The organism is Bacillus thermozeamaize (assembly GCA_002159075.1).
Taxonomy (GTDB): Bacteria; Bacillota; Bacilli; order ZCTH02-B2; family ZCTH02-B2; genus Bacillus_BB; species Bacillus_BB thermozeamaize.
This window is the reverse complement of the sequence record LZRT01000084.1, coordinates 1-13,374: the sequence shown is the minus strand read 5'-3', so window position 1 is coordinate 13,374 and position 13,374 is coordinate 1. Positions and strand designations below refer to the sequence as shown.

Here is a 13,374-nt window from a genome sequence, read left to right as displayed (position 1 = left end):
CTTTGATGGCTTCCCAGTGTTGGACAATGGTGGCCCGGAGTTGTCGGGTTGTGACTCCGTCAATCCCTGCCGCACCTTTGTTTGCTTCCACCCGGCGCAGGGCTTGCAGCATGTTTTCCCGTGACAGCATCTGTTCCATCAAGTCCATCCGATATTTCTCCCTTCGCAGGATGAGTTTCAGGTCTTGCCGGTCGATGCTCCGCCCTCTTGAGGTCCCTCCGGGCTTCACCCGTGCCTCCCCCAAGCAGTTCCTTCCGGAATTCTGCGTTCAACACATCGATTCTCGAAAGCGTCTGATTCATCCTTGAGTTGACGTTCGGCCCTTCCCTTTTCAGGCGTCCCTGTTAAGGTACTATGGCCTCTGCTGACTTCTGTACGTTCAGCGGCACCTTTCGACACCGGTTACCATCTGCAGATGGCGTTCCGTACAGACCTCCCCGGGTAAGGGTGTGGACTTTCCGCTCATGTACCTGCCCAATCTACCAGATTAGCCCTTGGCGGCTTAGGACTTCGTCTTGTGTTGCAGACTCATCCGGCTAGTCTAGCCTCGAATTGGGTTCGTGTACCTCAGGTCAAGCGTTTGCCTTAAGCTTCCTTCAGATTCCACCTCGCGATGGACACCCTTGCTCTCGGCTAACGGTAGGCGCTCGCCAGCCCCCGCTCGGGACTTTCACCCTATAGACCACACCCATGCCGGGCGCACAACAAGAAACCGCCGGCAAGCTGATGCCGGCGGTATCATGGCATATTCATTCAGGACGTGACTGCAGCGCTGCGCCATCCTCCGTCTGATCCATGTCTTCAAACAGACGGAACAGGTTTTCCGAGCCATTTTTCGTAAAACGTATCGATATCCGGCAGGAAGTCAAAAACCACCGGATAACCCGGGGGAACCGCCTCCACTTCCAATTGAGTCAAGCAGCCTGGACAATAGTATTCGCGAAGGACCATCCAGTCCGGATCGGAACCCATAAATTTGGGATACACTTCATTCATTTTTTCCCCTGTGTCTCGAACATAAACCAATGCTTTTAACTTCCAATTTTCCCTGTAGTCTCCGAATTCATGACCACAGTCGCATTTCACGACGCGGCCTCCGCCCGGTTTTGCCACAATATAAAGGTGCAGTCCATACGGCAATATGATCGGATCGGGCCAAGGCACGCGATCTTGTAAAATTTCCACCATTTTTTCGAACCGATCCGGATCTTTATACGCACTCATGATGTTTCTTACTTGGCGAAACGGCAGCTTGCCGTCCAGTAAATCCTCCAGGGTTTTTCTGTCGTATGTCGGCATGATCATACGCTCCTTTCAAATTGTTCGCTTCCGAATGCAAAGTCCTCCGGCAAGTTCCAAAAGGTCCGGAAATGTTTGGCCCACTCTTCGCTCAATTCCATGCTGCTCCGATACATGTCTTTAACGGGGGGAATGAAATCTTGCCGAAGGATTCGTTCCCGTTCCCGTTCCATCCATTGGGCTACCGGCACTGCGCGTCTTGCCCTTTCTTGCCGCATCTCGGCCCGCCGCTTCTCTGTCGCGGCCACATCCACATGCCAGTTTCCGCTTTCGTCTTGCGCAATCACGGCACCGTAGACCTTTTCTGCGTACTGCGGCAACAGGAATTCTTCATTTAAATCTTCCTCGACGGCCTTCGGATCTCTCTCCAAGGGATCTCCAAGACCCGGTCCGCCTCGCTGCACGGAAAGATACAGGTCATACTCCTCGAAATTCGTCTCCAACGTCAGGGCGCGCCCATCAAATTCCTCGTATTGGGCATCCACATATTTCGACATTTCGGAATCCTCGGGATTCCCTTCGCGGCAGGGGAGCGGCCGTTTTTCATCAATCAGCTTCCTCAGATTGGTTTTATGCATGTTGTGACGATACCCGGTGTTGCCAGGATAGCCCCCAAAGATCCCGCATCCGTGAAAGACATGCCCCTCTCCAACATTGAAAATCACTTGGTGGCGGGTCTTCCAAACCATGCGCAAAGACTCATAGCCCGGACCGCCCCTGTACTTGCCCATTCCCGCCGTCTGAGGCTTTACCCTTCTCCCCAGGTAAAGGAGAGGCTCCAGTTGTTCCCAAGCTTCGATATCGCCCATATCCCCTTCGGGATTCCACATGGCGGCACAATATCCTTCCCCGTCCTTGATGAAACCGGCCCCCGTTCCTTGACAAGAGTGTTCAAAGCTCGTAAACGCGGAATCAAGCCCAAATTGGTTGACTCCCCCTCCCTGGGTAAGGTTCCATGTGCCCGGATATCCCGCCGTGATCTCCTCCACATATCCCCGCGCCTGGTAAGCACGGCCCAAACTCCGAATCATGCCCGTAAACGAAGGAATGAGAAACAGCCATGACAGCGTCGTGGACAACGTCTCATTGTCCGGATTCGCCCATGATCCTTTCGGCAGACGAATGTTGGAAGCCAGATAGGCCCCGTCGTTGACCTTATCGTTCGGAATCAGGGTTTGCGTCAACTGAACCCAGAGCGCTCCCTGCATCGCGCTGGGAGGACAATTGAACGAGTGGTATCCCCATTTGTTGGCTCCATTCAAATCAAGCTCCAATTCGCCGTCAGCTTTCACCAGAACCTTCAGCGGCGCATGCATCAATTGATCCTTTGCCGCATGCGCGGGCATCCGCACCTCCCCGCCAAACGGAACATCCATGAACGATGGCGCTTCGTAGATCCCTGGGACAAGCATCTCTTTGACACGTTGGCGAAAGGATAGCCGTCCATCTTCGATCACTTCCCGAATGAATTGTTTGTAAACGTCAATCCCTTCCTCCTCAATCATACGAAGCACGGCATCACGCACCATCTGGCATCCGGCCAGTCGCGTCCGCTCATCCAGCATCCAGTACATCGGCGTGCGGACCGCCTTTTTCGCCCGCAACTCGTAGCTGGCGTAAAGCTCATCATTTTCACCGATTTTTTCGCAACTGACGATGAGACCGTCCTCATACCGGGTCGTTTGGCCGTACGCCATGCTTCCCGGGCGCGAAGCCCCAACGTCGATGACATGGACGACGCCGCCTACCCAGCCGATCAATTCCGGACCGTAAAAAATCGGAATCAGGGTGTGGACATCAGCATTATGAACGTCGCCAATAAAGGAGTCATTGTTTCCGAACACATCACCGGGCCGGATGCCAGGATTGATTTCCCAATCATGGCGTATCATGAATTTGATCGCGTCGGACATCGTATGCACGTGCACAATAATGCCGGTGGACAAAGCGACGGAATCCCCTTCCGGAGTATATAGCGCGAAACTCAGTTCGCCGATTTCCTTGACAATCGGCGAGGCGGAAATGTTCAGCGCCGTCTCCCGGGCGTTGACCAAGCCACCGCGGATGCGGGCAAACAAACGCTCGTACCGAATCGGATCGTGCTGCTTCAGCTCCAATGTACTGATGCCATAGTAACGGCCTGTCTTTGCGAAGATTTCTTCCGATTCCTTCAGCATCTGTTTCAGTGTTTTCCCGTTCCAGCCGATCGGTTTGCTCACCATGGATTCAGACACAATGGCCATCATGAATAACCTCCTTTACTGTTGGCAAGAGGCGTTTTTTTCAAATGGAAAATCCGATGTTGATCAAGATAGGCATGCCTGTTTGGAGGAACGACGAAGGTCGTCGAAGGGGACTCAATGATACTCAAGCCTTGAATGACATTGCCCGGTTTGAGATATTCCATTTCGTAAATCGTCGCCGGCAGCCACTCACCGTGCCAGTACACCTGTCTCGTCCCTTTCACGGCACTTTCGTCCGGTTCCGGGGAAGAAAGCGATTCTTCGGGAAGCCGCGGTTTTTCTACGGGCACGATGCCTGTGACAATCGCTGTCGTGATCAAGTATCCCAGTTCAGGCGACTTTGCCGACCGGGCGTAAATTTTCCCATAGAGATTTTCGAAGTCAGCCACAATGTCGGACAAATCCTGCGGAGACTTGATTTCACCCTTCTTTGTGTAAAATTCAAGATCATTTAATTGCCCTTGGTACTGCATGCGCACGCCATGCCGAAAGACAATCTGATCGCTGGAGATCCCGCTTTTTTCAAACTGCGAAACGACGCGATGTTCAAGTTCTTTCCAGACCTGGTTCAACTCAGCGGCGATGTCCATTGGATCACGGCCAGCGGCAATGCCTTCGATCGCCAGATCGACCGTTCTGTCATACCGGTACTCAAAATCTGCGCACGCACAGCCAAATGCTGAGAAGCCGGCCGCCCAAGCAGGAATCAGGACATCTTCAAAATCCAGCCCTTCCGTGTATCCACCCACATGAAGCGGACCTCCCCCTCCATAGGATAAAAGAGCATAGTTTACCGGCGCATAACCTTTCCCAAGAACCATCGCCACAACTTGGTTTCTCAGTGAATCCTCAAACAGGCGTACGACTCCCGACGCCGCTTCATAGACATCCAGTCCCAGCGGCCGCGCGATCTGTTGCTCAATCACTTCGATGGCCCGCTGCTTGTTGAGCTTGACGTCACCGCCGAGAAAATAGTCGGGGTTCAGAAGACCCAAGACCAAGTTGCAATCCGATATCGTCGGCCTGTCAACGCCTCCGTCTTCGTAACTGACACCGATGCGATAGCCGGCGCTGTCGGGTCCAAGTTCAATGCGATTTGACGTGGGATTCACCCGCACGTACGTCCCAGTGCCCGCGCCGACCGAGTCAATTTGGACCAGGGGAAGGCTGAGGATAAACCGCGCAATGTCAGGGGTATTCTTGATATGATATTCGCCGTTGGTAATCAACGCCAGATCAAAGCTCGTCCCGCCAATGTCTGTGCACACCACATTCTTGAACCCCAGTTTCTCCGCCAGATACTTGCCCCCAATGACCCCTCCGATCGGTCCAGAAACCAGTGTCGGAGCCAGTTCCTTGGAGTCAATGCCAATCGTTCCGCCGTGGCTCGCCATGACCCGAATTTCAAATTTGGCCCCGAGTTCTTTCGCTTTTTCATTCACTTTCTGTAATTGGCCTCTCGAAGGTTCGGCCGCATACGCCTCAACCAACAATGTATTGAGCCGGGGGAAGTCCCTCCTCACCGGATAGAGCTCCGAAGCAAGAAAAATCGGCACCTCCATGTTTCGGCGTTTCATGACTTCGAGAGCAATGTCGCGGACCCGTTGTTCATGGGCCGGGTTGCGATAGGAATACAAGAGGTTCACACACAAGCCTTCGATCTGTTGATCAAGCAATTCCGCGACCGCTGTGTAGACATCCTGTTCATACAGCGGAATGATGACATCGCCAAAGAGATCGATCCGCTCTGTCACGCCCCGAATCCGCTGGCGAGGAACTAAGGGAGGGTTATGATGATGCGTGACCAGGTGAAGGCGATCGGAGTAGGAATACCCTAAGTAGGTTTGCAGACCTCGTTCCAATCTCAGATAGTCCTCTTGACCTTTTGTCACAATTAACCCGATACGGCGTCCTTTTCTCTCCAGAAGCCGGTTCAGCATGGCAGTACCGGAATATATCCCAGAGACAATGCTTGGGAATGCTTCCTCCGGCATCATGCCCCAGTACTTCAGTCCATCCCGCGCAGAATTCGCAAAGCCGACCGACTCGTCTTCAGGTGTTGTTTGGGCTTTCCCGACAACAAACTCCCCTTTGTCATCGATGATAAACGTGTCCGTCATGGTACCCCCGGCGTCGATGGCCAGGATTTTCGCATGCCTCTTCATTCATCGCTTCACCCCTCTTGTGATAAGTGACGGAGCAACCCCCGCACGCTACATATTTGCAAGATACATGCCAATCTTCCATTCGTTTATAAGGTTCAGACACATTCATTGAAAAGCCCACAAATCAGGGATATATCGATAAATAAAAAAGAACGTGTCTATCCTGTTGTTACAAATGTGACGCTGTTTACGACTTTTTACATGGAGATGCATGTGTGACAGCGAATCAAGGGGTGAGGGATGTTACGTGTTATCATGTCCAAGCGTTATGCCAAACTCTTTCAATTTCCTGTAGATCGTCATTCTTGAAACCCGCAGGGTTCTCGATGCCTTCGAAACATTTCCGCCTGCTTCTTCCAAAGCACGTATCAACGCGTCTTTATCGACTTTGCCTCTGGTTTGACGGCAAATATAGTATCCGCGACTGAGCCCATGGGTTTCCCGAGCCCGTGGGCGAGCTTTCCGCGACACAGGATGAAACGCACGAATCTCATCGGGCAAGTTTTCAACCTTGATTTTCCCATCTAATGATGAGAGCAGCGCCTGTTCCACACAATTTCTTAGTTGTCTGACATTTCCCGGCCACGTGTAGTTCATCATCATTTCAAGCGCCTCTGGATCAACCATCGCACCTGGCCCTCCATGCGGACTGGTCCGCAAAAAATGTTCAACCAAAAGAGGGATGTCCTGTTTGCGTTCACGCAAGGGAGGCAAGCCGAGATGAACAACCTGCAGGCGATAATATAAATCTTCGCGGAACCGCCCCCGCCGAACCTCATGGCGCAGGTCCCTGTGCGTCGCCGCAATGATTCGCACATTGACCGATACAGGCCGAGTCGACCCAACGGGGTAAACTTCACGCTCCTCCAACATTCGCAGCAGGAAAACCTGTGCTTCCAACGGAAGATCTCCTATTTCATCCAGAAATAGCGTTCCACCTTCCGCTAACGTAACCCATCCTTTCTTCCCGCCTGGCTTTGCCCCCGTAAAAGCCCCGCCTTCGTAGCCGAATAGCTCGCTGGCCATGAGTTCCTTCGGAATCGCACCGCAATTGACGCCGATAAACGGACCATCACTCCGGTGACTGCAGGCGTGAATCGATTGGGCCAGCATCTCCTTTCCAGTCCCGGTTTCGCCGGTTATGAGCACTGTCGCGTCACTGGCAGCGATTCGTTCGGCAAATTCCAATATGCTTCCTAACGACGAGTCGGCTGTGATGAAATCGGCAAATGCGTACCGAGTGCTGGCCGCTCTTTTTTGGGATTTTCTTGCCGGAACCGAAGACGGCACCTTTTTAAACAAGGCTAAACCACCCAGCAGCCGGCCGGCGTATCGGTAAGGCCTCACTTCGATTCTCCATTCACAACCGTCGGCGGACCGATAATATCCGTAAACCGGTTTGTCCTTGAGATCTTTCAGCAGTTCCGGAAGTTGCGGAACATGAATCACATGTTCCAACGTTCTGCCGGATTGGACCCGTAAAAGATAAGATGCCGGCAAGTTACATTTGACAATCGTCCCTTGCGAATTGAAAATGACGACAGGATCCTGAATGATATCAAACAACAGTTTGATGAGTTCAAAATTTTGTTGGATCAGTTTTTCATAGATGGTTTGCTCAATCTTTTTTGCCTGCATGATCACCATATGAAGATCGTGCGCCTGAACCAAACTTTTTTTGCCGGTCACATCCAGTACGCCAAGCAACGTTCTGGTCACAGGGTCCTTGACAGGCGCCGCCGAACAAACCCAAGGGTGCCACCCCTGACAAAAATGTTCCGCCGAAAATACCTGCACCGGCTTCTGCTCTGTCAACGCTGTCCCGATGGCATTCGTGCCCGCCCTTTTTTCACTCCAATCAGCACCCGGTACAAAATTGTTTCTTTCCAGCTTAGCCCAAGTTCCTGTTGTGGCTCTCCCGTCTAAAATGACACCGTGCGAATCACAAACCACGACGCTAATCGTCTGGTTTGAGTAGCATTGATACATCTCATTCATCCATGGAAGCGCAGCTTCTAAAAGAACTTGATTGATTTCCCTCCTCGCCTTCAAATTCTCATCCATACAGACAATGTCAGCCCTGCGTTTCAAGGGATCGATGTGATTGGTCAAGCATCTCTCCCATGATTTTGCAATCACCGGACGAAGCGAATCTGGAAAGGTTCCGTCCGAAAGAAAGCGCTCCCATTTTGTCTCCAAAGAACGCTCAATATCTTTGAAGTATTCAAACTTCTCAATGGAAACCGCGAGATCAGCCACCTTAAGGACCTCCTTTCATGAAAGGATGCTTCACGATTTTTCATGAACGTCTCTCGCCTATGGACCAGCATGCATAGGATTTGGAGAGGAGAAAGAGATTCGCCGCATCCATCGGCCAGCTTGGCAGTTTTATCAATATAATTGATATAAATTATTATTTTACAAAAATTATATTTATTTTATCATATATTTCGTTTTTTAGATTGTATGATTTTATAAAAAATGTCAAGGCTTTTTTTCAGTCTAAGTTGCTAGCAAACAGGCGTTTGTTCAGGACGTGAGGATTTAAAAATAAAAAGAAGGCGCAGCATCCGCGCCTATATTTTCAAGCTCAATTGTTCTTCCATTTGTTCTTCTTCAAAAGCGCCTTCGGAGCGATCACTTTCCAACCATTCCCGCCGCAACGCAGCTGCCCGGCGTTGAATGCGGTTGACGAGTTCGGTATCCTGTTCCCCACTCTCCATGTCGGTTTTTTCTTCGAGCATTCCTTCGGGAGGAATCCCCATGTTTTCAAGCTTGTCATACACCGTTCTCATGGCTTGTTCCGGATCGCGATAAAACGCACTGCCACGAATACGAACAAATGTCCATCCCAATCGCTCCAACACGGCCTGCCGAGCCATGTCCTCGTCCAGGTTATCCAGTGTGTGCCAGCGATCGCCGTCACACTCCACCGCCAGGCGTTTTCCGCCCCCTTCCACCACCATGTCGATCCGGTAAGCCCCCACTTGATATTGAGGTTTCACCCGATAACCCGCTTGCAGCAAGTGCTTCAGCACCGACTGTTCAAAGGGAGATTCCGCATGTTTTTCCAAGCGCTCCATCTTTTGTTCCAACGCAAAAGGATTTCGGACATGGAGAATTAACCGTTTCCTTAAATCACCATCTTTTAGGTCGTTATTCGGGTCCAAGGAATGAATCAACCACAACTGGTTTCTCGCACGGCTTGCGGCCACGTTGAAGCGCTTTTTCATCTGCTCTCCCGGATCGGCCAGTCTGCGCAGTGGTCCATATCCGCTTGGACCATGAACCATCGACAAGAAGATAACGTCCCGTTCATCGCCTTGGAATTGCGATGGGTTGCCACAGCGAATTTTTCGCTTGTTATATTCCACTGGCGGCAAGTATTTCCTCAGCAAAGACTCAATCCGTATGGCCTGTTGATCGCACCTCGATCGACCGGGAATGCCTCCGATCCAGCTCTTCCACAAATTGACGGAACAACCAAGCCTGCTCCGGATCGCCCGGCAAAACATGGCCGCCGTGCGCGCCATCTCTCAACTCGATCGTTTTCGCCCATCCCGGAGCTGCGGCAGCCAATTTGGCAAGCAACGCCTTTCGCTTGCGGAAAATCTCCGATTTGCGAATCAGGTCAATGTACCGGGAGTATACCGCTTCATATTCGTCACACGCCTTCTTTTTGATGCTTTCTAAAAGCTGTAACAATAAATCGGAGGGGTTATCTTCTTGGAGATAGGATTGGATCGTTTGCAAATGATTTTGATATTCTCTCGTTTTTTGCTCATACATCAATCGATGAATCTCTGCTTCAATGATCGTTGGCAGACTTTTTGAAACCGCGTTTCGCAAACGAAGCAAATCCCCAAACTCATGGACGACAGATGGCTGTTCTGCAAAATACTTCTCCCATTGAAACCCTAGTTTTTTCAAGCGGTTTTCCAAGGTCAGTCACGTACCGGGATACCAATCCAACCATTTCCGAATTTCCTCCATCAGGTGACGCGCTTTTTTCTCCGGTTCGTCGCCAAATTCAGCAAAACTCGGCCCGCCAAGCGATGTCACTTGCCGTTCCCATCGATTGCGCAACCTCTCCCTTAATTCGATCAATTCGACATACGAACGCAACGCCTCAAAGTGCTCTTTCTGTTCGGGAACCGTCCCATTGACCTTGGCCACACGCAAAAACTGTTTTCACTCTCTTTTAAAAAACAACGAAAAACTGGATAGCTTTTTTCCCGAATTGATGTAATCCAAGATGTCAGACAAAATCGTTTTGGCTTTTCTAAGATCGATATCCGCGGACACACGGGGATCGTATTCCAATAATTCCTTCTGTGTCGACAACATTTTTTCGTACGTGGATTCAATGAGCGCTATGAGATCTTGCCAAATCGTCCCGTGTTCTTCACCGCTCTGGCCCGCTGTGATCACGGCAAACTTCCAATGGTTCTCTTCTTCCAAAACGGCAATGGCCTGGCTTAGCTCGCCATTGAAGCGACGCAATTCCTCAATGCTCCGCTCCCCTGTCGGCTCCCACAAATCGGAACGATAGGCCAAATCGGTTTGAGACAATGCTTCCAGTTCTTCCACCAGCACGCGAAAATCATTCGGATGCACCAATTCATCCGGCCGTGGCAATGAAAGGTCCAGTTCTTTTTCTTCATCCGGCGAAAGCACGCGATTGGTTTGGTATAGTTCTGCAAGCTCCTCCCCGCTCAAGGGCAAAGGGGCTCCCGCTTCGACCGGACCGGGAATCCAGCCATGCTCTTCTTGATGCTGGCGGACAAATTCGGCAGCCTCGGAGGGATGACATTCCTTCCCGGCAACCACCACGGAGCGATATTCATCCATGCGCGCCAATTTTAATTGCTCACGTTTTTCCCGCAACTGTTTTAACAACCGCTTCCGTTCTTCCTCGAGCTTTTGAATCGCCTGTTCTTCATGCGGTATGTCGAGCACGGAAAGGCGTTCATTGATTGTGTCAATCGATTGTTCCAGTTGTTCTTTGTTGTCACTGTCCAGCACACTGACACACAAATTCTGTAACGGTTTGGCCACTTTTTCCCTTAACACCGTCAACGCTTTCGCCGTGTGGCTGGTGACCAACACCTTCTTCCCTTGCGCCAACAAATGGCCAATAAGATTGGCAATCGTATGGGTTTTCCCTGTACCAGGAGGACCTTGGACCAAGACGGAACCATATCTTTCAAGCAACAGCGCCATCTTGAGCTGTTCCGCATTGGCCTCTTTACTCAACAAAATCCGCTCATCCTCACCGTTGATATCCAGATCCCGCAGCGACGATGAAGGAGGTTGCGTCTCGTCTTGTTTGGGGTGTATTCCCGCAACGCGAGTAACCGCTCCTGGCAAATCGTCACGTTGTTGCAGATCCTGCAAGATGCGATCAATGGTTCCCGCATATCCGTGCGTTCGCTTGCGCAAGAAAAGGACCGGATCACGGAACAACTGCAGGAATTCCGCATTTCTTGTTCCGTTTTCTTTTTTGACGAATTCACCATGCGGAGAAAGTTGAGAAACCACGCGCTTTAAAAATTCTTCCGTCTCCACATCGCCCAACGGGTGGTACAATCCTTGTTCAAGATCCCGCAAACAACGAGAAATGGCGGACTGTTCCACGCCACCCATGGACCGAAGGAGAGCCGTATACAATTCAGCAGGGCGGTCCGTTTCAACAAGGATAAATTCTGGTACCTCAGGATGAAACTGCAGTTCCACCCTAAGCAACAGGATAGGATGGAATATTTCCTTCCATTTCAGGATCCCCTCTCCAAGAACCAGCTCTACCGTTTCATTTTCTCTTTCAATGTGGGCGTATATTCCGTATAATGTTTCATAAATCTGCATCGCCGCACGGGCAGGCTTTTCCTTTTGGGCCCAAGCATTCCTTCGTTTCAGCCATTCCTCAAAGAGGGCCACACGACTTTCGTCATCTTGGAAGTTTTCTTTAACTTCACTGCCATCCTCATCCATCCGGGTTTTTGATTCAAACACCTGCACCGTTTTCTCGGGATTTTGCCATCCATTTTGCAACCAAGGCTGGATTTCTTGCGGCGGTTCCGGACAAGGGGTTAAATCCGGTTTTCCCACTTTCAGAATGAATGGTTCATGGCCATCATGATTTGCAGGATTCCCGAGTTGGATAACCGGATGATCAGGCAAGTCGTGAAACCACAGGTGCCAGAAATGGTTTTGAACCTGTTTGGTCACGGGATTGCGCAATTGGTGCATCTCTTGGAGAAAACGGAAGAGCCTCGTCAACTTATCCCGGATCGCTTTCGTTTGGTTCACGTCCTCCATTGTGATTCTCCTACAAACCCCTTTCAAAATTTTCTACTCGCAGCAAGTGGATTCAGTGGTTGTTTTATAAAATCAATCCATTTTACAAGCTTTACGAAGCATGTTTTTTACCTCTTCAACCGTGAACGGCACTTTTTTGCTGTGGATGATGAGGTGACAATTTGGGCAAACAGGACGCAAATCACGGATCGGGTCCACTTCATATTCACCTTGTATCTCGGACAAAGGAGTCAGGTGATGTACATGAATCTTGTTTTTGCCGATCGGCCCATAAACCTTCTCAAAATCAAACCCACATATAACACATTGGCTGCCGTAGTGTTGAATGCAGGCGTTTCTGGCTTTTCTACTTCTTTCGTATCGGTCAACATACACAGGATAAACAGCCCCTTCAGAATAAACCGGCTTTTCTTCGGTGCTGATTTCCCCCATAAAAACAAGCTCAGTATCAGGATTTGACTCCAAAATGGCATCAAATGCCATCACCAGTTCAGGACGCATGATCCAGGGAAACTTCCCCCTTTTTTCATATCCCAAAAAAGGAACATGCCACCACCTTACTGTCCCATTCCGTCTTAACGGGGGTTGGATGCCTGTCTTCGCAACAACTCGTTTGCTAAAACGGACCATTTGGCTATTGATCACACTGTGATGAGGCAATTGTAACCTGGCCGCGATTTCAGCAGCTCTCATTTCGTGATGTTCGCTTTCATAGATCATTTTGAGAACCTTAAAATCCGATTCCTTTGTTACCTCTTTATCTTTCAACAATTCAATCCATACGTCAGTACTGAGATCAATTGGATCATTGTAGAACATGGAAAATCATCCCGCCTCATCGTGTTAATCGAATCTGCATTTTCTATTTATTTTTCGTTGGTCTTTGCTCATGATTTCTCTCATTCATGGCAGGCTCTTTGTTCCGCTCAACATTTACCTATATTTTACCATGTCCTACTCATGAGTGAATGAAGTTATCGTATCCACATCGACAAAAAGTTCCAACACATATTTGGCCAGCGGATGATTTTCCTCGATCCCCAAAACCTGCCGCATCTCCTGGATTGCGTTCAGCCACTCTTCTTTCGTTCGGGGACCATTCACTTCCTCATCTCCGACAAAGTACAAAAACACGAGATAAGCCGCAATTGCCATGTCAAAACCTTGGTCATCGAAGAAGGCTGTAACCGTCAAGACCTTTTGAGCATTTTTTGCTAAATGGTTTTAAACACTATATCCCTAGAAAAATCGTCTGCCGATACTTCAGACGATAGCTGTCACCGCTAAGTTGAACGACTTCACTTTTGTGCAAGATCCGGTCCAGGATGGCAGTCGTTATGGCCTGATCA

10 protein-coding genes and 2 pseudogenes are annotated in these 13,374 nt (G+C 50.1%); all 12 read right to left on the bottom strand.

Features of this window, described 5'->3' with window-relative positions; translation table 11 throughout:
• Positions 1-244 (bottom strand): annotated as a pseudogene (locus BAA01_16390) (hypothetical protein).
• A 557-nt stretch (positions 245-801) separates the two neighbouring features.
• Positions 802-1,299, bottom strand: coding sequence for an acetone carboxylase subunit gamma (locus tag BAA01_16385; GenBank protein OUM86902.1), 498 nt, complete (start codon positions 1,297-1,299; stop codon positions 802-804).
• A 2-nt stretch (positions 1,300-1,301) separates the two neighbouring features.
• Positions 1,302-3,542, bottom strand: a complete 2,241-nt coding sequence (locus BAA01_16380; GenBank protein OUM86903.1) for an acetone carboxylase subunit alpha — start codon at positions 3,540-3,542, stop codon at positions 1,302-1,304.
• Positions 3,542-5,707, bottom strand: a complete 2,166-nt coding sequence (locus BAA01_16375) for an acetone carboxylase subunit beta (GenBank protein ID OUM86901.1) — start codon at positions 5,705-5,707, stop codon at positions 3,542-3,544. The genes BAA01_16380 and BAA01_16375 overlap by 1 nt, the downstream gene beginning before the upstream one ends.
• A gap of 243 nt (positions 5,708-5,950) precedes the next feature.
• Positions 5,951-7,966, bottom strand: coding sequence for a hypothetical protein (locus BAA01_16370; GenBank protein OUM86900.1), 2,016 nt, complete (start codon positions 7,964-7,966; stop codon positions 5,951-5,953).
• Positions 7,967-8,283: 317 nt separating this feature from the next.
• Positions 8,284-9,081 carry a hypothetical protein gene (locus BAA01_16365; GenBank protein OUM86899.1) on the bottom strand — a complete coding sequence of 266 codons (798 nt, stop codon included), beginning with the start codon at positions 9,079-9,081 and terminating at the stop codon, positions 8,284-8,286.
• A 28-nt stretch (positions 9,082-9,109) separates the two neighbouring features.
• Positions 9,110-9,649, bottom strand: a complete 540-nt coding sequence (locus BAA01_16360; protein OUM86898.1) for a hypothetical protein — start codon at positions 9,647-9,649, stop codon at positions 9,110-9,112.
• A gap of 6 nt (positions 9,650-9,655) precedes the next feature.
• On the bottom strand, positions 9,656-9,889 hold the full coding sequence (locus BAA01_16355) for a hypothetical protein (protein ID OUM86897.1): 234 nt from the start codon (positions 9,887-9,889) through the stop codon (positions 9,656-9,658).
• Positions 9,890-9,898: 9 nt separating this feature from the next.
• On the bottom strand, positions 9,899-12,025 hold the full coding sequence (locus tag BAA01_16350; protein ID OUM86896.1) for a hypothetical protein: 2,127 nt from the start codon (positions 12,023-12,025) through the stop codon (positions 9,899-9,901).
• A gap of 72 nt (positions 12,026-12,097) precedes the next feature.
• A complete protein-coding gene (locus tag BAA01_16345; GenBank protein ID OUM86895.1) occupies positions 12,098-12,844 on the bottom strand; it encodes an HNH endonuclease in 747 nt (248 codons plus the stop codon).
• A gap of 135 nt (positions 12,845-12,979) precedes the next feature.
• Positions 12,980-13,180 carry a hypothetical protein gene (locus tag BAA01_16340; GenBank protein OUM86894.1) on the bottom strand — a complete coding sequence of 67 codons (201 nt, stop codon included), beginning with the start codon at positions 13,178-13,180 and terminating at the stop codon, positions 12,980-12,982.
• A gap of 76 nt (positions 13,181-13,256) precedes the next feature.
• Positions 13,257-13,374, bottom strand: a pseudogene (locus BAA01_16335) (ATP-binding protein).